Source organism: Flagellimonas aequoris (genome assembly GCF_003584165.1).
Taxonomy (GTDB): Bacteria; Bacteroidota; Bacteroidia; order Flavobacteriales; family Flavobacteriaceae; genus Flagellimonas; species Flagellimonas aequoris.
In genome coordinates this window covers 1-20918 of sequence record NZ_QXFJ01000019.1, presented here as the reverse complement: position 1 = coordinate 20918, position 20918 = coordinate 1, and the positions used below count along the sequence as shown (strand labels likewise).

At 42.7% G+C, this 20918-nt stretch carries 18 protein-coding genes; 16 read left to right on the top strand and 2 right to left on the bottom strand.

What is annotated here, in order from left to right:
• Positions 1–31 precede the first annotated feature (31 nt).
• The 9 genes from D2U88_RS08425 (at position 32) to D2U88_RS08380 (ending at position 11946) form a co-directional block, all read left to right on the top strand.
• Positions 32–1561, top strand: a complete 1530-nt coding sequence (locus tag D2U88_RS08425) for a sensor histidine kinase (RefSeq protein ID WP_119639920.1) — start codon at positions 32–34, stop codon at positions 1559–1561.
• A 239-nt stretch (positions 1562–1800) separates the two neighbouring features.
• On the top strand, positions 1801–2736 hold the full coding sequence (locus D2U88_RS08420) for an ion channel (protein WP_119639919.1): 936 nt from the start codon (positions 1801–1803) through the stop codon (positions 2734–2736).
• 47 nt (positions 2737–2783) lie between these two features.
• Positions 2784–3428, top strand: coding sequence for a carbonate dehydratase (gene can, locus D2U88_RS08415; protein ID WP_119639918.1), 645 nt, complete (start codon positions 2784–2786; stop codon positions 3426–3428).
• 479 nt (positions 3429–3907) lie between these two features.
• Positions 3908–4735, top strand: a complete 828-nt coding sequence (locus tag D2U88_RS08405; RefSeq protein ID WP_235855757.1) for a hypothetical protein — start codon at positions 3908–3910, stop codon at positions 4733–4735.
• A complete protein-coding gene (locus tag D2U88_RS08400) occupies positions 4735–6075 on the top strand; it encodes an NAD(P)-binding domain-containing protein (RefSeq protein ID WP_119639916.1) in 1341 nt (446 codons plus the stop codon). Before D2U88_RS08405 ends, D2U88_RS08400 begins: the two co-directional genes overlap by 1 nt.
• Positions 6076–7914, top strand: coding sequence for a cytochrome c3 family protein (locus tag D2U88_RS08395; protein WP_119639915.1), 1839 nt, complete (start codon positions 6076–6078; stop codon positions 7912–7914). It abuts the gene before it with no gap.
• Between the two features lie 59 nt (positions 7915–7973).
• Entirely contained in the window at positions 7974–9548 is a 1575-nt protein-coding gene (locus D2U88_RS08390; protein WP_147378565.1) for a cytochrome c3 family protein, read from the top strand.
• Positions 9548–11146: a hypothetical protein gene (locus tag D2U88_RS08385; RefSeq protein ID WP_119639913.1), complete on the top strand. Its 1599-nt coding sequence runs from the start codon at positions 9548–9550 to the stop codon at positions 11144–11146. The genes D2U88_RS08390 and D2U88_RS08385 overlap by 1 nt, the downstream gene beginning before the upstream one ends.
• Before the next feature lie 11 nt (positions 11147–11157).
• Positions 11158–11946: a GW dipeptide domain-containing protein gene (locus D2U88_RS08380; RefSeq protein ID WP_182859139.1), complete on the top strand. Its 789-nt coding sequence runs from the start codon at positions 11158–11160 to the stop codon at positions 11944–11946.
• Between the two features lie 4 nt (positions 11947–11950).
• Here D2U88_RS08380 and D2U88_RS19815 read toward each other — a convergent pair whose 3' ends face one another.
• Entirely contained in the window at positions 11951–15052 is a 3102-nt protein-coding gene (locus D2U88_RS19815) for a cytochrome c biogenesis protein CcsA (protein ID WP_119639911.1), read from the bottom strand.
• Positions 15053–15267: 215 nt separating this feature from the next.
• Here D2U88_RS19815 and D2U88_RS08370 point away from each other — a divergent pair, with 215 nt between their 5' ends.
• The 7 genes from D2U88_RS08370 (at position 15268) to D2U88_RS08340 (ending at position 20005) form a co-directional block, all read left to right on the top strand.
• Entirely contained in the window at positions 15268–15702 is a 435-nt protein-coding gene (locus D2U88_RS08370; RefSeq protein ID WP_119639910.1) for a MarR family winged helix-turn-helix transcriptional regulator, read from the top strand.
• A gap of 97 nt (positions 15703–15799) precedes the next feature.
• A complete protein-coding gene (locus D2U88_RS08365) occupies positions 15800–16774 on the top strand; it encodes a serine hydrolase domain-containing protein (protein WP_182859137.1) in 975 nt (324 codons plus the stop codon).
• A gap of 13 nt (positions 16775–16787) precedes the next feature.
• A complete protein-coding gene (locus tag D2U88_RS08360) occupies positions 16788–17477 on the top strand; it encodes a DUF6624 domain-containing protein (protein WP_235855756.1) in 690 nt (229 codons plus the stop codon).
• 111 nt (positions 17478–17588) lie between these two features.
• On the top strand, positions 17589–17798 hold the full coding sequence (locus D2U88_RS08355; protein ID WP_119639907.1) for a hypothetical protein: 210 nt from the start codon (positions 17589–17591) through the stop codon (positions 17796–17798).
• Between the two features lie 55 nt (positions 17799–17853).
• A complete protein-coding gene (locus D2U88_RS08350; protein WP_147378563.1) occupies positions 17854–18138 on the top strand; it encodes a GIY-YIG nuclease family protein in 285 nt (94 codons plus the stop codon).
• Positions 18139–18491: 353 nt separating this feature from the next.
• Positions 18492–19607, top strand: a complete 1116-nt coding sequence (locus D2U88_RS08345) for a PAS domain-containing sensor histidine kinase (RefSeq protein WP_119639905.1) — start codon at positions 18492–18494, stop codon at positions 19605–19607.
• A complete protein-coding gene (locus tag D2U88_RS08340) occupies positions 19604–20005 on the top strand; it encodes a response regulator (RefSeq protein ID WP_119639904.1) in 402 nt (133 codons plus the stop codon). The genes D2U88_RS08345 and D2U88_RS08340 overlap by 4 nt, the downstream gene beginning before the upstream one ends.
• A gap of 97 nt (positions 20006–20102) precedes the next feature.
• On the opposite strand, the gene D2U88_RS08335 is transcribed toward D2U88_RS08340, so the two are convergent.
• A partial coding sequence (locus tag D2U88_RS08335; protein ID WP_147378556.1) for a PorP/SprF family type IX secretion system membrane protein occupies positions 20103–20918 on the bottom strand: 816 nt, incomplete at its 5' end.

Sequence of the window (20918 nt, the reverse complement as noted above, 5' to 3'; positions counted from 1 at the left end):
CGAACACCAATAACCCATTACTATCCCAAATATGGATGTTTTTGATTTTAGGGACGTAACAACCATAGTGTTTATATCCATTTTTGCCATTTTCGGAATTTACCACCTTCTTTCGTTCCTAGTGTTAAGGCATAAGATCCTACTCTATTATTTCATTCTCATTCTGGGTCTTGCCCTGCATTGGAGCCTTTATTTTTTTGTGACCAACTCCTTCGGTGGCGACACATCCGTGATTGCGGACAGAGCCTCCCTCACAACGGCCATGATCACAACGCTTGGGTTGTTGCTGTTCGCCAAGAATTACTTGAATATTGATAAAGATCACCACCCAAGATTATCGGGGACCTATACCGTATTTATCTGGATCGTGATCTGCCTACCCTTTTTTCACATTGTGAACAAGATGGTTATAGGCATCGGCTGGTTGAACGACTTTTTTGTATTGTTGGCCGCGATTACCGCCATGGCCTCGGTTTTCCTGAATATCTTTTCGGGGTTCCGTTTGTTCCATGCCCATCAACTGAACCGGTATTATCTCTATTCGTATGCCCCTATCTTACTCGCTGCACTCCTATATATTGGAACTTGGTTCATGAAAAGGTATTACGATTTCAACGCAAATCCGATAGTCCTTGGCACTTCTATTTTGGTAACGGTACAATTGATCCTTTTTTCACTGCTCATCGGGTTTAAGTTCAAGGCCTTGGAAGACGAGCATATGACCCTTCAGCTTGAGGCCAACATAAAGCTTAAAAAAGAAGTGGACCGACAGACCAAGGGCCTTCAAATGGCAAAGAGGGAGTTGGAAACCCAGAACGAGGAACTGGAAAAGATCGGTGAACTCAAAAACAAATTGTTTTCCTTACTTGCCCACGATGTAAGGGCACCGCTGAATAATTTCATCGTAATCATCGAATTGATCGAAGCCGAATTGGAGGATACGGACCTAAAAGCCATTACCGGAAAGTTAAAAGGGGAGATTGTCGATAAGATTTCCATGGTCAATGGATTGCTACAATGGTCCTACAAGCAATTGGATGGGGTAAAGTTGGACAAAACGATATGCGACCTGAAAGAGGTCTTTCAATCAGTAAAACAAGAATTTACAAGAATGGCCGATGATAAAAATATAACCATTGAACTCAAGGTTTCCCATCCGGTGCTCTTTATCGATGAGAACATGTTAAAGGTCATGCTACGGAATTTGATTTCCAATGCCATAAAATTCAGTTCCAACGGACAAAAAATAATCATATGGTCCCAGCGCAATGCCAGCAGTGTCGATATAGGGGTACAGGATTTTGGGATGGGTATGGACATCCATTGGTACGACAAGCTTAAAGATGAAGAAAGGCCCCAAACCAGAAAAGGCACGAAAGGCGAGAAAGGGACAGGTTTCGGCTTGCTGATCACCAAGGATTTTGTGGAAATGAACGGGGGTGAGATGATCTGCGAAAGTGAAATTGACCACGGCACCAACTTTATCCTGCGCTTTAAAGATGCTCCAGAAAATCGGATTTCAAATCGGACGGCTTCCAATCAGGCCACTGGTGCCTCTTAAAGGGAATCCCTATCAGGATAGAAGTGGCCAATGTCCGGATTCCACTTGATACTATAGCATTCAATCAATACCGATCAACAAAAAGAGTGCAGAAAACAAAAACCCAATCCAGCAAGAACTATACGCTTGTGTAATAAAAAAGGTAGGGTAACCCATACATAGCACTTAATGAAAATAAAATTTCAAAACCAAAATGTGTATTTTTAAAATCGTTAATCGGATTTTAATAAAATGAGGTTTTGAGACCCAGACGAAAAGCAAAATACGAGGATCTAGGGCTGGATACCCGAACAGGTACCACTGGATATCGGGCCCTGAACAAAGATGGAACATTCAATGTAAGAAAACATAATGTTCCCCTGCTGGAGCGCATCAACATGTTCCACTCCTTGGTAACCATGTCATGGCCTTCTTTTTTTGCGATACTCGTCACTGTCTATTTTGGAATAAATTTATTTTTTGCAAGCCTTTATGTTATTATTGGCACCGAGCATTTAACGGGAATTCGTGGGACTACGACCATGGAAAAATTTCTGGACTCCTTTTTCTTCAGTGCCCAGACCATTACAACACTGGGATACGGCCAAGTAGCCCCTTTGAACCTTCCTGCCAATATTGTGGCCGCCACCGAATCCCTCTTGGGGCTTTTACTGTTTGCCTTGGCCACTGGACTGATGTACGGGCGGTTCTCCAAACCCTATGCCTCCATAAAATATAGTACTTTTGGCTTGATTGCCCCCTATCTGGACATTAATGGTTTTATGTTCCGGGTGGTTAATCCCAAAAACAACCAACTCATTGAAGTCGAAGCTTCCGTGACCCTTTCCATGCAGCGAAAGGACAACCCTGATTCCCGGGAGTTCCATCTATTGGAACTTGAAAGATCCAAGGTGATCCTATTTCCCACGATGTGGACCATTGTACATCCAATTACCGAAAACAGTCCATTGTTGGGGATTTCCCCAGATGAAATGATGGAAAGGGATACCGAGTTCCTAATCTTCATAAAGGCCTTTGATGAGTCTTTTTCGCAAACAGTGTATTCAAAATCTTCCTATAAAGCCAACGAAATCAAATGGGGGGAAAAATTCACCTATTTGACCAAAAGACATGGATCCGGTGTTTCCATTGATGTTGGTGGTATTGACCTAACCTATAAGGCGGCATTGAATTAGTTATCGATCTTAGTAAGAACCCAGACATGGGATTATAAAAAACAGTAATGGCCTCAGAATTCTATAAAAATTTAATCGAGAACAATAAAAAATGGGTGGCATCCAAATTGGCCGAAGACCCAGAATTCTTCAAGAAATTGGAGAAGGGTCAACAACCCCCTCTCCTGTGGATCGGCTGTTCGGACAGTAGGGTTCCGGCCAATGAAATTATTGGTGCCCAACCCAGCGAGGTCTTCGTTCACCGCAACATTGCCAATATGGTCGTGCATTCGGATATGAACATGTTGAGTGTCCTTGATTATGCGGTAAATGCGCTCAAAATAACCCATATCATCGTATGCGGCCATTATGGATGTGGAGGTGTAAAGGCTGCCATGGAAAATCATTCCTACGGATTGGTGGACAATTGGATCCGACATATAAGGGATGTCTATAGACTTCACCAGAACAGTTTGGAAGGTATTGAGGACACGGAATTACGTTTTGACCGGTTTGTTGAGTTCAATACAAGGGAGCAGGTGCTCGATCTGGCCAAGACCTCCATTGTGCAAACCGCATGGAAAAAGGGACAGGTACTACATCTTCATGGTTGGGTATATGGGGTCGGAACCGGTATCATTAAAGATCTTGGCGTCAATATGAACAGTAATACCGACCTGGAAGAGTTTTATAGACTGGAAATCAAGGATTAAAAACCACCGCATGGAACAATAACCGAAAGGATGATCTATCGCATATGTTCCGATCAAAAACGTAAAATAACAAGGTAGTGGATTCATCTGGGTGAAACCCTTGGCCCAAACCTTTTGGCAAACCATTGGAAATCCTGGACATTATAGGAACATATCAAGGCCCCACTGGGCTTTGACCTCCTAGAATTCAAGTAAATAATCTTCAGGAATATCCTAAAAAACGTTTTCAGTATTTTTCCCTTTACCAGGACATCCAAGGGACTCTTAGCCTTCATGATAAAATGGATCAATTACCGTTCACTTTCAATAAATGAGGTTGATTACCATAAACTTTGGGCATAAATTAAAATTTTTAATATTTTTTTAAGAAATCAGGTAGGGTAAGTACGGTTTCAGTTGTCTTGTAGATAGAACAACCTGGAAAAGTCAATAAAATAGAAATACGTTAACAGAATTGTGGCGTAAAAATAACCCCAACCTTGAGCAACAGTTTACATAAAATCTATGTTGCGACCATGGTACTTGTAACCATGGCAGTCACCTTTTATTTGGGATATACTGGGTTTACCTATTATTCATTGCCCTTGGAAGACCGTTTCTACCATCCCCAACATCACTGGTTTAAACCCAGTGGGATCCATGGTCAAGGGCTTGGTGTCATTGGAACCTTTATGATTGCACTTGGAGTGTTCCTTTACATTGCAAGGAAACGATACAATTTTTTGGGCCGTTTTATTCGACTCAAACACCTGCTCGAATTCCATATTTTCCTTTGTACCCTAGGACCAATATTGATTTTATTCCATACGGCCTTCAAGTTTGGGGGAATCGTTTCCATTGCCTTCTGGAGTATGACGGCAGTTGTTCTGAGTGGTGTCCTTGGTCGATTTATCTACAACCAAATCCCAAGGACCATCGAAGGAAGGGAATTGACACTATCCGAGCTTCAGGATTTGAAAATAGATTTTGCCGTGGTCCTGCACCAAAAATTCGATTTGGCCACCAACACCATCGATATTGTCTCCAATCTTATGAGCGAGGACAATGATGTGGACAGTGCTACAAAACTGTCCTATCTCCGAAAAGTTTTGGGACGAAAAGACCTCCCAAAATCCGATAGGCGCGAAATCTTGGGAATGGCAAAAAAAGAACTCAAGCTTTCCAAACGAATTTCAAGGTTGCAAAAAATGCAAAGGCTCTTTAAATATTGGCATGTGGTGCACATGCCATTTGCTATTATCATGTTGATCATTGTAATCATCCATGTGTCCGTTACCGTAGCACTTGGATATAAATGGATATTCTAATGGATTCACTATTCTTGGAGCAGCTGATCATCTACGGAACGGTTTTTTTCCTTTGCGGCTTGATCGTATCCTTTTATCTCTGGGGAAAGAACAAGAAATACAAGCGAACCAAAGAAAAGGTAGCCATCGCCAAGATCGAGGGTCTGTTCGAACCTGTTTCCCTTCATCCGCATATTGATCTTAAAAGTTGTATCGGAAGCGGTGCCTGCATTACCGCATGCCCGGAAAAAGATATTCTGGGCATTGTGGACGGTGTTGCCACGGTGATCAACACATCTAATTGTGTAGGACACGGTGCCTGCTTTCACGCTTGCCCGGTAGAAGCCATCACGCTTCGCATCGGTACGGAATCCAGAGGAGTAGACCTGCCACATGTAAGTGAGGATTATGAAACCAATATAAAGGGCATGTACATAGCTGGGGAACTCGGCGGAATGGGGCTGATAAAAAATAGCGTTGAGCAAGGGCAGATGGCCGTTCAAAGCATCCTTAAATCCAAAAAACCTTCCAAGGAAAACATATTGGACCTAGTGATCATTGGTGCAGGACCCGCCGGAATTTCAGCATCCTTGGCCGCAAAAGAAAACGGTCTTACCTCGGTAACTTTGGAACAGGATTCCTTAGGTGGTACAGTTTATACCTTTCCACGTTCCAAAATTGTGATGACCGCGCCAATGGACCTTCCTTTATATGGAAAAGTCAAACTGTTCGATACCAACAAGGACGAACTTTTACAGCTCTGGAAAAAGGTGATATCCGAACACCAATTGGATATTAGGGAGCAAACCAAGGTGGATAAAATAGTTCCCATTGAAAATGATGTGTTCAAAATCGTGACGAACACCGAGGAAGAATTTTTGTGCCATCAGGTCCTTTTGTCCATTGGAAGGAGAGGAACTCCCAGAAAACTGGGTATTCCGGGCGAGGAAAGTCAGAAAGTTGCCTATAGACTGTTGGAACCTGAATTGATCCATGACAAAAAAATCGTTGTGGTCGGAGGAGGAGATTCCGCCATTGAATCCGCAATGCTGCTTATGCAACAGAATGAGGTCACCCTTTCATACCGAAATGATACTTTTTCCAGATTGAAACCAAAAAATAGGGATAAGATACAAGACGCCATAAATGAAGGCTTGCTACAAGTCATTTTTAATTCTAACTTGGTGTCTATCAAGGATAAAAGTATCTTAATAAAGGTATCCAATGAAGAACCCGAGGAGATGGACAATGACCTGGTATATATTTTTGCCGGAGGTGAATTGCCCACCAAATTTTTAGAAAATGCGGGGGTTAAAATCTCCAAGCGATTCGGACATGTGATGAAATCCCACAAAAAATAAATGAAACGCGTTGCCCAACATATCGCCCTTTTAATCATGTTGATGGCAATGCCCGTTTTCGGACAAATCTCCCCTGGTCCCCTTACCGATGCACATGCGGAACTTGAAGGGTTGACCAATTGTACCAAATGCCACAAATTAGGAGACAAGGTATTGGATACCAAATGTTTGGAATGCCATAAAGAAATTCAATCCTTGGTAAACCGAAAAACTGGCCTACATGGAAACCCGGATGTGGTACGAAAAAATTGTGCCGAATGTCATGGCGAACACAACGGTCGTAAATTTGACATGCTGCGCTTTGATGAAGCAACTTTTGACCATTTGATCACCGGTTATGAACTTGAAGGAAGTCATGCCACCGTTGAATGTAAGGAATGTCACACCTCAGGCAACATAAAGGACAAGGAACTGAAAAAGAAACCAAAAACGTTTCTTGGATTGGATGAAACCTGTCTTACCTGCCATTCAGACTACCATCAGGCCACTTTACCCGGCGATTGCAAACAATGCCACGATATGGAAGGGTTTAAGCCGGCCCCATTGTTCAACCATGATGCCACGGATTTTGCCTTAAAAGGAGAACATCAAAATGTGGAATGCAAGCAGTGCCACCCAATGACCACCAAAAACGGAGCAACATTTCAAGAGTTTGCCGGTGTTGCCTTTAATGATTGTGTAAGCTGTCATGAAGACCCGCACAACGCACAATTACCGGGACAATGTGCCCAGTGCCATACAGAAAACTCTTTTACGACCTTCTCCGGTCAAGGAAATTTTGATCACAACACCACCAACTTTGAACTCCGGGGAAGCCATCAAAGCTTGGATTGTTTTGCCTGTCATTCCCAATCCCATGACCCCTTGCGTATATTTCAAGATAAAAAAGGTATAAGCGAAAACAAATGTGCCACGTGCCATCAGGATGTGCACAATGGTGTTTACGGACTGGATTGCGCCAAATGTCATCGGGAAACAAGCTTTCTCTCCATGCGGAACATGGATTTTTTTGACCACACGGTCACCGATTATCCATTGGAAGGCAAACATATTGGAGTGGATTGCCGTGAATGCCACAAACAACGCTTTAAAGACCCCATTGATTTTACGGATTGTAAAAATTGCCATACCGATTACCACCATGGGGAATTTACCAAAAATGGCATCCAGCCAGACTGCGTGGAGTGCCATTCTTTGGAACACGGTTTTGACTACAGCCTTTTTACGTTGGAGCAACATCAAAAGACCAATTTCCCCTTACAGGGTGCCCATATGGCCACCCCATGTTTTGCATGTCACGTGGACGAGCGCACCCAAAAATGGTCTTTCAGGAATTTGGGCAACACCTGTGTGGAATGCCACCAGGACATTCATGAAGGTTATATCGATGCCAAATATTATCCTAAGGATGATTGCCGCTATTGCCATGGAAACGACAACTGGACCGGTGTACAATTTGATCATAGCAAGACCCATTGGCCGTTGGACGGCAAACACCTTGAAGTGGAATGCAGACAGTGTCATTTTGTCGAAAATACCACAGAATCAAAAGGTTGGACCCAAGAATTTGCTAATTTAAGTACAGATTGTAATACATGCCATGAAAATGTTCATGGTAGGGTATTTGAGATTGACGGTGTTACAGATTGTACGCGGTGCCATGTTACGGATAGCTGGTTCCCGAAACGTTTTGATCATGACCTAACCAACTTTCCACTGGAAGGCAAACATGAAAAAATTGCTTGTAGTGCATGCCATGAAGTGGCCAATGCGGACGGAGAAATAGAAACCATTTATAAACTGGGAAAATTTAGATGTATCGACTGTCATTTGCAATAGTATTCTTTGTTGGCCTTATCTCGATTTCGGCACAATCCCCCCATGGGAAAAACTTTAAAATGGCCTGTGAGAAATGCCATAATCCCTTTGGTTGGAAAATAGACTACAGAACGCTACAGTTCGATCATAATAAAACCGATTATCCATTGGAAGGGTCCCATGAATTGGTGGACTGTAAAATGTGCCATCAGGATCTTACCTTCAAAGGGGCGCCAATGGAATGTGTATCCTGCCATACCGATGTGCACAGTCAATCCGTAGGTAATGACTGTATGCGTTGCCATGATACCGAAACATGGTTGGTGGCCAACATTCCGGAAATACATGAATCCAATGGCTTTCCACTTGTAGGGTCCCATGGAAACCTAAGTTGTATAGAATGCCATACCTCTGAAACGAATTTAAGGTTCGACAGGATCGGGAATGAATGCGTCTCTTGCCACCGCGATGATTATTTGGCGACCCAAAGTCCCAACCACCAACAATCAGGCTATTCCATGGATTGTATCGAATGCCATAACCCACTTGGCTTTGGATGGGATTCGGAAAGCATCAACCACGACTTTTTCCCATTGACACAAGGGCACGACATCAAGGATTGCACCCAATGCCATACCACTGGCAATTATTCGGATGCTTCACCTGAATGTGTTAGCTGTCACCAAAACGACTATGCGAGCACGCAAAACCCAAATCACGGAACTGCAGGTTTTTCAACGGATTGTGCCAATTGCCACTCCACCTTGCCAGGATGGAGGCCTGCGATGCTTGATCATGACTTTTTCCCACTGACCCAAGGTCACGATATACAAGACTGCAATCAATGCCATACGACCGGAAATTTTGCAGATGCTTCACCTGAATGTATAAGTTGTCATCAAAATGACTATGCAGCGACCCAAGATCCCGACCATCAAGCCAGCGGATTTTCCACAGATTGCGTCAATTGCCATACCACAGCCCCTGGATGGAGACCTGCCACCATTAACCATGACTTTTTCCCACTGACCCAGGGACACGATATTCAGGATTGTACCCAATGTCATACCAACGGCACTTACTCAGGTCTTTCCCCTGAATGTGTTTCCTGTCATCAGGATGATTATTTGGCAACACAGGACCCAAATCATCAAACCAGTGGCTTCTCCACGGATTGCGCCTCATGCCATTCCACTAGCCCTGGCTGGACACCGGCAACCATCAACCACGACTTTTTCCCCTTGACCCAAGGGCATGACATTCAGGATTGTACCCGTTGTCATACAAACGGTACGTATTCAGGATTATCCTCGGAATGCGTCACTTGTCATCAAAGTGATTATGATCAAACCTCCAATCCCAATCACTTGGCCGCCAATTTTCCAACCGATTGTGCCGCGTGCCATACTATAAACCCAGGATGGACCCCTGCGGAATTTGATCATGACGGCCAATATTTTCCCATATACTCGGGAACACACCGACAGGCATGGAGCGATTGTACCGATTGCCACATTAATTCGAGTAATTATGCGGAATTCTCCTGTTTCCAATGCCATGGACAATCACAGACCAACAATGACCACAGTGAAGTAAACGGATACAGTTATAATAGTATGGCATGTTACGAATGCCATCCGAACGGGAGAAGTTGATGAAAAAGGTTAAACCTGCAATAACGATATTTTTCCTATTTGTGGGATCATTGCTTTCTGCACAGGACGGAGTGGTGACAGGACAAGTTTCCTTTGTTACTTCCAACAACATCTACGTTCGGTTTGAAAATACCGCTTCCATAAAAGTGGGTGACTCCTTAAGATTGGATGGAAAAACAGGAAGTCCATGTCTCTTGGTCAGCAGTATGTCCTCCACATCCTGTGTCTGTGTACCTTTATTTGATTGTGGTGCCGAAAAGGGTGCCAAGGTTACCTTCATCCCCCCAACTGGACAGAGGAAAGTGGTTGCCGAAGAAAAAATTGTTCCCTCTTCATTGCGTGATACCGTGGAACTTGCGGAAGAGGACCCTGTTTATTTACAGGAAATCAGGGCCAGGATTTCTGCTTCTACCTATAGTTTGGTTTCCAACGACCGGGCAGATAGGCACCGGTTGATGAGTAGGCTTTCCATAGATGCCGATCATATCAACGATTCCAAGGTTTCCGCTGATGTGTATTTGAACTTTCGGCAAATTTTTGACGAGCCCACCAGCAACCTGCAGAACACTTCACTTTTAAGGGTTTATAATTTTTCCGTAGGTTATGATGCCTCCCCTACCCTTAATCTGCTGCTAGGCCGTAACATCAACCCAAAGATTTCTTCGTTGGGGGCCATAGATGGTTTACAGGCAGAAAAACAATTTGGAAATAGTTATGTGGGGCTTCTGGTGGGTTCCAGGCCCGATATTTTCAATTTTGGTTATAACCCCGACCTGTTGGAGTATGGTGCTTATTATGGCTTTAACACCAATTCCAAAAACATTAACGCCCAAACCACTTTGGGTTTAATAGAGCAACGGGGAAACGGCGATATTGACAGAAGATATGCCTATGTTCAGCATACCAGTACCCTATCAAAAAATCTGAACTTTTTCACCTCCGCCGAACTTGACCTGTACAGCAAAGTGGATTATACCACAAAAAATGAATTGAGGTTGACCAGCCTTTATTCCTCCTTGCGGTATCGCTTTTCGAAGGCGGTGAACCTTATGGTTTCCTATGATACACGAAAACGAATCATATATTATGAAACCTACCGAACCGATCTAGATCAATTGTTGGATGACGACCTCGCCAGACAAGGAATTCGGGGCAGAATGAATTTTAGACCCTTCAAGAATATTTTAACGGGTTTTAGTTATAGTAAAAGATTCCAAAGTGATCAACAGAACAAATCCGACAACATTTACGGTTACCTGACTTTATCCCACACCCCATTTATGGATGGAAGAACGTCATTTTCCTATAATCGTAATGAATCGAACTACCTGTTGAGCAATATAGCATCAGTCCGGCATTCCCGTTCTTTTTTTTATGATCGATTGTACACGGATCTCTACTATAGATTGGTTCAGTACAATTATTCCAATATCACGGATAACCTGTTGCAGCATTATATGGGGGCAGATGTATCCTATAATATCAACAGAACACTTTTATTCAGTATCACGGGAGAATTCTCCATGTACAATGACAGCAAAAACTATAGGGTCTATACCCGTTTGGTTCAAAGATTTCACAGCAAACACAAAAGATAATGTTTTATAAAATGCACTATAAGCTAGGAATTACGATTGCTCTTTCGGTTTGGGCAAGCTCCTGTAACAATGGTCCAAAAATAGTAGAACCGAGTACCGATAAAGGAGTGGCCAATGTGGAAAATCCTTTTCAAGTAGACCCAAAACTCGAGGTCAAACCTGCCACCAATCCCTTTGGAGATGCCCTTCATCAGGTTAAGGTGGAAGAAGTGCTGCCCACTACTCGCTATGTTTATCTTAAGGTTACGGAGGCTGGTAAGTCTTTCTGGATCGCAACCCGAAAAATGGAAGTGGCCCCTGGAGAAGACTACTTCTATCAAGGTGGACTATTAAAGACCAACTTTGAAAGCCAGGAGTACAAACGCATGTTCGATACCATTTATCTGGTTTCCAATTTGGTTTCCAGAGATCATTCCAAACATATCAACAATGCCAGTCCTTCGAACATGCCATCTCCAAACATGGATTCCAAGGAAGATATACCCATGCATTCCGATCAAGAGTTAGTGCACAAGGGAACTGTTAGGATTGCTGATGTTGTGAACGACCCAAAAAAGTTTGAAGGCCATACCATTCAAATTAAGGGAATATGTACCAAGATCAACCCAAACATCATGGATAGGAACTGGATCCATGTAAAAGACGGAAGCAAGGATGATTACGATCTAGTGATCACATCCGATTCCTATATCCCAGAGGGAAAGGAATTTACCATGCGTGCCGTTGTACATCTGAATCAGGATTTTGGTGCCGGTTATGCCTATGACCTTATCCTCGAGCATGGGGTCCTTGTAGAATGATCCACTAAGAAATTTCCGGAAACTTTCTTTTTTTAAGGTATGACCCAATGCTTATGAGGGTTATGGATGCCACTACAATATACACCCAGGTTGGAATAGGTACTGGATCTCCCGTAGCATAGGAATGCAAACCGGAGAGATAGTAATTGACCCCATAATAGGTCATGATAACGGATGATAAACCAAATATGGTGGCCAGGTTATAGGCAAACAAACCTTTTAACTGGGGGACCAGCCTCATGTGCAAAATAAAGGCATACACCAAAATGGTGACCAATGCCCAAGTCTCCTTGGCATCCCAACCCCAATACCGACCCCAGGACTCGTTGGCCCAAACACCACCCAAATAGGTTCCAATGCTTACCATGAACAGTCCCCCAATCAAGGTCATTTCACTGATATAGGACATTTCGGTGATCATTTTCTTGATTCGGTCCAAATTGGATTTGTTCAGAAACAGCATCAATATAAGGTTGATCAACCCTATGATGGCGCCAAGCATCAGAAAACCATAGCTACCTGCTTCCAAGGAAACATGAATGGTAAGCCAATAAGATTTCAGGACGGGCACCAATGGGGTAATTTCAGGGTCCAGAAAACTCAACGTGGCCACAAAATGAATAATGGCTGCCAAGACCATGGTCGCCGATAATCCTCCAAGCGATTTTCGGGTAAAGAGCAAACCCGCCAAGGTAGAGGTCCATCCAATATAAATCATGGATTCATAACCATTGCTCCAAGGAGCTCGTCCGGACACATACCACCTCAATCCCAATCCCACGGTATGGAACACAAAACCTACCACCACCAATACCAACAATACCGCATGTATCTTCTTAAGATTCAATTGCGGCTTAAAAACGGATAAAAACAGAAAGAACAAAAGAACCAATCCCATTAGGATATAGAAAATGGCCAAACGGGTAAAAATGTTCATTTGGTTCAATAAAATTTCAAGGGATATTTTGGTGTCGGATGGAACTATGGTCCCACCCTTTTGAATTTGATATTCCTTTAAATCGGAAACCAGTTTATCCGCATCAGCATAATTTCCGGAATCCAATCCTGAGTTCAAGGCTGCCTTATAATTGGTAAAAAACCGGTCGGAAACGGTGGCCTCGTTCCCATGCGATTGATGGGTATGTGCCGACAACCAGGTCATGTCGGAATTATCGGGATCTGGGACCAATCGAAGAAGCGTGCCCGAGAATACCATATTGAGGATATTGACCCTTTCATCAATTTTGAGCAATTCCTTTTCAAAAGTACCCCTATCCGCAGGATCCATCCCATAGGCACGCTGTACCTCCGAGTTCAATTTATATTTTCCGGCCTGGTCAAAAAAATCGGCATAAGAAGCATAACCGCCACCGGTACTGATTTTTTTTTGAATTTCTTTATGTTCCCCGAGCTTGATCAATTTTTTGTGGTACCATTCCTGTGGCCTGGAGAACATACCCAATATCACTTGGTCGGCATTTAAACCATCAAAGCTTTCCTTTCGATAGGTTTTACGCAAAATTTCCCTGCTCAGGGTGTGCATCGGTTTCATCCTTCCCTTATAATCCTGCACCACCAGTTTACTAAAAGCCTGGGCATGTTCCTTTTGGATAGGTTCAGCTACTGTTGATCGGTTCTGTGCAAAAACACTTGTACCAAAAAGTAGCAGGAACAAAAGCACCGATTTGGACCTTATCTTCCTTATTTTTTGTGACAATTCATAAAACCTTGATTTTTTGCTGAACAAGGTCATGATCATGCCCAAAGTGAGCAGCGCATATCCCAAGTAAGAAATAGTAGTGCCCCAAAAATCATGGTTGACACTCAAATAGGTTCCCTGCTCATCCCGATCAAACGAAGATTGAAAAAATCGGTACCCCTTATAGTTTAGAATATGGTTCATGTAAATTCTAAAATCCATGTTTACCTGGTTGCTTTCATCCAACAAGGTCACTTCACTGGCATAGGAAGATGCACTACTGGTACCAGGATACTTGTCCATGATGAAATCATTGAGTCTCACATAAAAGGGTACGGTATAGGTTTTGGAACCATAGGATATGGCAATGGTTGTTCCATCAAAATTGACGATCTCCGGTTTTCCCTCATAACCTCGGTTCCCGTAAATATGTACTTCCTTTTCCGCGCCATCCACTGAAACATTTAAAAGGATGGCCACTTGGCTGTCGTTCCTGACCTTTGGAGATGCTGAAACCAACGTGGTGGACGCATTTTCATTGAATTCTGGAAAAACCACATTGTTGGTCCCATCAGAATAAAGGGCCCTTAATTGAAGAGGTTTTGAAGGTTCATGGGCCAGAATGGTGTCCCTGGTTTGGGTGGCCATGACCGTTACGGTCATATCCTTGTTGGAATCGAACATCAATTGCCCATCCCTAAAATCAATATTAAATGCATTGGGCATCTTTGCTGAACTAAAATTATAAAGTACAGATCCAATGCGCTTGTTTTCTCCTTGTGTCAAAAAATATTCTTCACGACCATTGTTCCCGGCCACCACAAGTTTTAGGGTTGGTTTACCCATAAGACCAGAGGTGATTTTTTGAACAGGGTTGGGCACAAATTCCTTCAATTCGATATTGATTAGATGATTGTCCACCAAATAACTTTCCTTCCATTTGTTCTTGCCCATGGAAGCAAAAAGTACCGGTTCCTGCATATCATAATCCTGCCCACTGGACCGGACCTTGAACTTTAGATAACTATCCGAAGACAAAAACGAATTGGATGTGGTGTGCTCCCTAATATGCATAACCCCCTCATAGCTAAAATATCGGGTGATGAAAGCACCTAAAAGGATGACCAAAATGGCAGCATGAAAAAGGAACAAGGCCCACTTTCGTTGCTGAATCATCCTGAATTGGATGATATTATAGATTATGGAACCAGCAAATAGTAACAGGAGCAATTCGAACCAACCTGTTTTATAAACATATTTTTGGGCAGAACTGGTTCCAAAATCATTCTCAATAAAAGTGGCCACCCCTATGCTGAGTGCAAATAGGGCAATATAGATGGTAGCAGCCTTTGTCCCGAAAAAGGACAAAAAAGCTTTTTTTACATAAGCAATGGATAGCTTTTGCATAATGGAGGTTGATTAGTGTAGCCACAAGCATAGTTGATTGTAGCTCAATACTATGACAACTAACCCACAAAAAACCCTAATTGTTTTTTTGATTATTTCAGTAACATTTGCGTAGCAAAACTATCCAGCATGCGCCAACCGATCCATAAATCGATTTTATAAATATGGTTTTCATATATTTGATATATCAATTATAAATATATCAAATATAGACCATGGAAATTCCTGCCAAAACGGTTTTCTACACCATCGAACGTACCATTAAAACGTATAGAAGGTTCTCCAAGCAAAATTTTTCAAAAGTGGTCAATGATATTACCGTAGATCAAAAGTTGATACTGCAGTATTTAAATGACCGTCCTGAACTTAGTCAAAATGAAATAGCCGAATTGGTTTTTAAAGACAATGCATCTTTGACCAGAATGATTGAACTTATGGTCAGGAAAAGGTTCTTAAAGCGGTCCATCAGACCAGAGGATCGTAGACGATTCAACATTGAATTAACTTCTAAAGGAAAAGAAATACTGGAAAAACTGACTCCGGTCATAGCCGAAAACAGAAAAAGGGCGTTTGCTGGAATAACCGAAGAAGAATTGGCACAACTGCAACTTACGCTCAATAAAATTCTAACCAATTTGAACCATACCTGATATGCATAAAATACTGTGGATGATTTATTCATTCTGTTTTCTATTGTTAAGCTGCGAAAGCAAAGCACAAATCTATCCGGGAAATACATGGTCAAGTATGGAAAATCGAGAAGCCATGGGCTGGCCCAATACTGCGTGCTCTGAATTTACAAGGTTCATAGCAGACAGTACCAATATAACCGGTTTGGTGCTTGTCCATAAAGGACAAATTGTAATGGAGTACGGAAACATCAGTGAAAACAGTTACATCGCCTCCTGTAGAAAAAGTGTCCTTGCCTTGTTGTACGGCAAATATGTTGATAATGGCATGATTGATTTGGATATGACCTTGGAGGACCTTAAAATCAATGATGTTACCAAGCTTCTGCCCATAGAAAAAAGGGCTACCATAAAAGATCTGATTTCTGCCCGCTCAGGAGTCTATTTAAGAGCTTCAAATGGTGGAGATTTCAGAAGGTTTGCCCCGGAGCGGGGTTCGGTCGAACCAGGAAGTCATTGGCTGTACAACAATTGGGACTTTAATGTAGCGGGATATATTTTTGAACAAGAGACCCAAAGCAATATCTATGATGAAATCAATTCCCAACTGGCCCTTCCCTTGCAAATGCAAGATTGGGACAGGGGACTACAAAAGAAAAGCGGTAATAAAGAACTATCAAAGTTCCCTGCATACCATATGTGGTTTTCCACCAGGGACATGGCTCGTATGGGACTCTTAATGCTCCGTAACGGTAAATGGAAAGAGAAACAAATAATCCCCAAAGACTGGGTCCATGAGGTTCTAAAACAACGGACATCCTATTTGGAGGCACAGAAAAGCGTGCCACTACTAAAAAAAGACGGGCTTGATTTGGGATATGGCTACATGTGGTGGCTTATAGAAAATACCACGGATCTGAGGCTCAAAAATGCCTATTCCGCTCAAGGCGCCCTTGGACAGAACATTACCGTCTATCCAGAGATCGATGTGGTTTTGGCCTTTAAGACCAATAGCATCTATCGAAGAAGAAACTCCATTCAAACCCAAATGAAGGTTATCCGAAAAGCGGTTGAAATATATAATGCACCATAAAAACAAATCAACAATGAATAAAATCGGGACAGGGATTTTCCTATTGGCGTTGATCGTGATGGCCTGCAATGGAAAAATCGAACCTAAAGAACAAAAAAAAACAAAACAACCAACCCCCATGGATTTGGCCACAATCTTGGATACAATATGGCAAAACGAGCAAATCCCCATTAGAAAAAGGGATTCGGCATTCCATGCATCCGGCGATGAATCCGAGGCGTATAAAAAATATCAAGCCCTATATAAAAGGAACCATAAGGTCAATGAACAAAAAATAGCCGAAATCTTAAAAGATGGATGGCCAGATTACGAAGAAATTGGTGAACAAGGTAATTTGACCATTTGTAACGTAATTCAGCACAGCAGTCCTGAAATACGCCTTGGTTACCTTACACTTATGCGACAAGCCACAAAGAATAAGCGTTTAAGCCCCTGGTTGTTGGCAAGGACGGAGGACAGGATCGCTACCGATCGCGGGGAGCTTCAGGTCTACGGAGGACAAATTAAATATTACCCCAAGACCAAAACCTTTGATGTTTGGCCCATTGTTGACCCGGAAAATGTCGATAAAAGACGTGCTGAAATTGGACTGGAGCCAATGACCCAATATTTGAAAAATAGAAGGTTCCCCTTGGAATGGAACTTGGACGATCAAATAAAAAGAACCGCTGAATTTGAAAGCACAACTGGCAAGAAACAATGACTTATTCCTAAGAGGTTTTATGGGAAAAATACGGAACAGATTTGAAAAGTTGAGCAGTATACCCATGCGGAATATATCAAACGCATTGGCCCATATGACCCTTTCCTTGATATGAATGAGATTATCGCTACCATTGAGGAAGATCATTATATTGCGGCCACTTGGATGAAGACCGGAAAAAACCTTTGTGGAATTGTGACATTCCTTGAAAAAACAAAAAATCGAAACGAAAGGAACGGCCATTTTCACCTTTTGGATCATTGGGTCGGTGTCCATATCCAGATTATAGATAGAAAAACAGTAATGAAACGATTGGTTTAAGTAAATGAAGACAAAAAAGGAATTTAAAGACGCATATAAACAAATGCAATTTCCCATGGGGGTTTACCAAGTAAAAAATCTGGTCAACGGTAGGGTATTAATCGACAATAGTGTTGACATGGAGTCGAAATGGAACCGGCATAAAATGGAGCTCAAGTTAGGGAACCACAGGATCAAAGAATTGCAACATGATTGGAACAAATATGGGGAGAGCCATTTCGAATTCGAAGTCTTGTCCGAACTGAAGAAAAGCGAGGCCGAAACCGTGGATTACAACAAGGAGTTAAAAATGCTTCAAACAATGGTATTGGAAGAACTTAAAATTGAAAACATCTATTAAAACAGAAACAATTTCCGAGGAATTCAATTTGGGCCAATTGAAGCCTTTTGGTCAAATCAATTGCTGAAAATGAAGATACAATACCAAAGCTTTTTAATCCGTTAAAACGTCCAGGAAATTCCAATGAACCATAGTAGGTGCACATTAGGGATGATTAAATTCCTATCATAACTTTTATAAAAAAAGTAGCACAAACTATGAATGGTGCGGGAAGCTCTTTCATCCTCAAAATCTCTAAATGCATCAGTGCATAAAAATTGTCTTACAGACCTCAAAGGAAATCATTTCATTTTTTTATGTAATTTTAGGGTGTAATGTTCTCCCCTTAACCAATTTAAGCAGTAAAATAGCTTATGTTAGACAAGGAACCGGACAAAGGACAATTGTTCAAATACCTGGAAAGTGTCTTTACGGATTTGGAACAACAAAAGATTGCGCTGGACCAATCCGCCATTGTAGCCTTCACGGACACCAAAGGCAATATCACTTACGTCAATGACAAGTTTTGTGAGATTTCCAAATTTTCACACGACGAACTGATCGGACAAAATCATCGTATTATCAATTCCGGCTACCATGAGCCGGAATTCTTCACCAACCTATGGAGGACTATAGCCAAGGGCAAGGTCTGGAACGGCGATATCCGGAACAAGGCAAAGGATGGTTCATATTACTGGGTCGCCACTACCATAGTGCCCTATCTCGATGCCCGTGGCAAACCATATCAATATGTCTCCATTCGGTTTGACATCACCAAGCAGAAAAAACAGGAACTTGAACTGAAACACAGGACCAAACAGTTGGAAGATTTTTGTTTTATCGTTTCCCACAACCTAAGGGCGCCACTTTCCAACCTTCTTTTATTGACATCTATGATCGAGGAATGTGAAAGCTTTGAAGAGCAAAAACTCCTTGTTGATAGGGTAGCCAAACCCGTCAATCTCCTCAATGAAATATTCAATGAACTCATAGAATCACTTCAGATTCGTCAGGATGGTGAAATAGCAAGGGAACACCTTTTCTTTCAGGACTGCTTTGACAAAGTAGTGGAATCCCTCAATATCAATATCATCCATCCCGATAGTACCATACGTTCCAATTTTACCAAGGTACCTACCATCCATTATCCCAAAAAATATTTATTGAGCATTATGCAGAACCTTCTCAGCAATGCCATTCGATATGGTTCGCCCGATAGAAAATTGAAAGTGGAAGTGAAAAGCTATGTAAAAAACGGTTCCATTTGGATGGAAGTGAAGGACAATGGGATTGGCATAGACATGAAGGCGAATGGAAAGAAATTATTCGGCCTACGGAAGACCTTTCACCATAACCATGATGCCAAGGGCTTCGGCCTTTTCATCACCAAGACCCAAGTGGAGACCATGGGAGGCTCCATCCATGCGGAGAGCGAACTTGGGAAGGGAAGCTCCTTTTATGTCCAATTCATTAAAAACGATTCCATATGAAAGCAATTGACACCCTCTATTTGGTGGATGATGACGATACCTACCAATTCATTGTTGAAAGGACCTTGGCCAGTCTTGATTTTGTGAAATCCATTAAGATCTTTTCCAATGGAAAATTGGCCATCGATTTTTTGGAAGCCGCCATAGGCAACCCTGACCAGATTCCCGATATCATATTGTTGGACCTGACCATGCCCGTTATGGATGGATGGCAGTTTCTTGAGAATTATCTCCTTCTTAAGCCCCGGATAGGCAAGAAAATAACCATATATGTAATCTCATCCTCCATTGACCCTACGGACATGGAACGTGCCAAGGCCATAAGCGAGGTCACCGATTATATTGTAAAACCATTGAGCAAGGAAAAGCTTATTTCCATGTTAAGTTCCCTAACCTAAAAAGGTAACCGATTTCAAAAGAGTACAGGAAGCGGTTAACGTTCATAAAACTTGTCTTTTCAAGGAATAATCAAAACAGACCAAACGATTTATTTAATTACATCCTCAATCTCATGAAAAGCTCGTGGGTATTGTTGTCCAACCCATTGATCGGGCTCTGCAGGGCGGTCTCATAGGCATATCCTATGTTCAGCCCGTTGCTGATATTGAACAGCACCAGGCCACTGACACTCTCATCGAAACGGTAGGAGGCACCGAATTCAAAACGCTCCCCGAAATCCAAGATCCCCGTAAGTTCCAGGGACATGGGCGAGGCATCCGCGTAACGGAACATCCCCATGGTCTTCAGATCCAGGGTCTTGCCGAGGAGAAAGGTGTACCCCCCGCTCAGATAGGCGTGCATACGGTCCACACCCAGGTAGGCATTGCCATCACGCTCCTGGAGACGGTCAGGGGTCAACAGCTTCGGTGCCGACACCGAAACAAAATACCTGTCGTGCTTCAAGAACACCCCGGCGCCCACATTGGGCGTGAAACGGCTCTCGTAGCCCACAAGTGCCCCGTCCTGCCCCACTCCGTAGGTGATCAATCCATCGGTATTGGCATCGTAGGAATTCGCGCTCCCCTTGATACCAAAGTACAATGTATGGTCCCCATCCAACTGTATGTGATAGGACACATCGATGGCCACCCAGGTCTGGTGCTCTATAAAGGTCTTGTCGTTCAGGATGGAGACCCCGAGGCCAAGGTTCCTGCCCATCGGCATCCCGAAGATCGCACTTTGGCTCTCCGGTGCCCCTTGGATGCCCGCCCATTGGCTCCTGATGCCCAACGAGAGTTCTGCCGACTCCGAACTTCCCGCAAAAGCGGGGTTATAGATGTTCATATTGTACCGGTAAAAGGTATAGTTCGG

Bases quoted from the DNA above. Each gene is read 5' to 3' on its own strand.
- D2U88_RS08390 (WP_147378565.1), top strand. From the start codon at position 7,974: ATGGCCTGTGAGAAATGCCATAATCCCTTTGGTTGGAAAATAGACTAC.
- D2U88_RS08380 (WP_182859139.1), top strand. From the start codon at position 11,158: ATGCACTATAAGCTAGGAATTACGATTGCTCTTTCGGTTTGGGCAAGC.
- D2U88_RS08365 (WP_182859137.1), top strand. From the start codon at position 15,800: ATGGAAAATCGAGAAGCCATGGGCTGGCCCAATACTGCGTGCTCTGAA.
- D2U88_RS08355 (WP_119639907.1), top strand. From the start codon at position 17,589: ATGAATGAGATTATCGCTACCATTGAGGAAGATCATTATATTGCGGCC.
- D2U88_RS08360 (WP_235855756.1), top strand. From the start codon at position 16,788: ATGAATAAAATCGGGACAGGGATTTTCCTATTGGCGTTGATCGTGATG.
- D2U88_RS08345 (WP_119639905.1), top strand. From the start codon at position 18,492: ATGTTAGACAAGGAACCGGACAAAGGACAATTGTTCAAATACCTGGAA.
- D2U88_RS08385 (WP_119639913.1), top strand. From the start codon at position 9,548: ATGAAAAAGGTTAAACCTGCAATAACGATATTTTTCCTATTTGTGGGA.
- D2U88_RS08350 (WP_147378563.1), top strand. From the start codon at position 17,854: ATGGGGGTTTACCAAGTAAAAAATCTGGTCAACGGTAGGGTATTAATC.
- D2U88_RS19815 (WP_119639911.1), bottom strand. From the start codon at position 15,052: ATGCAAAAGCTATCCATTGCTTATGTAAAAAAAGCTTTTTTGTCCTTT.
- D2U88_RS08400 (WP_119639916.1), top strand. From the start codon at position 4,735: ATGGATTCACTATTCTTGGAGCAGCTGATCATCTACGGAACGGTTTTT.
- can (WP_119639918.1), top strand. From the start codon at position 2,784: ATGGCCTCAGAATTCTATAAAAATTTAATCGAGAACAATAAAAAATGG.
- D2U88_RS08370 (WP_119639910.1), top strand. From the start codon at position 15,268: ATGGAAATTCCTGCCAAAACGGTTTTCTACACCATCGAACGTACCATT.
- D2U88_RS08340 (WP_119639904.1), top strand. From the start codon at position 19,604: ATGAAAGCAATTGACACCCTCTATTTGGTGGATGATGACGATACCTAC.
- D2U88_RS08425 (WP_119639920.1), top strand. From the start codon at position 32: ATGGATGTTTTTGATTTTAGGGACGTAACAACCATAGTGTTTATATCC.
- D2U88_RS08395 (WP_119639915.1), top strand. From the start codon at position 6,076: ATGAAACGCGTTGCCCAACATATCGCCCTTTTAATCATGTTGATGGCA.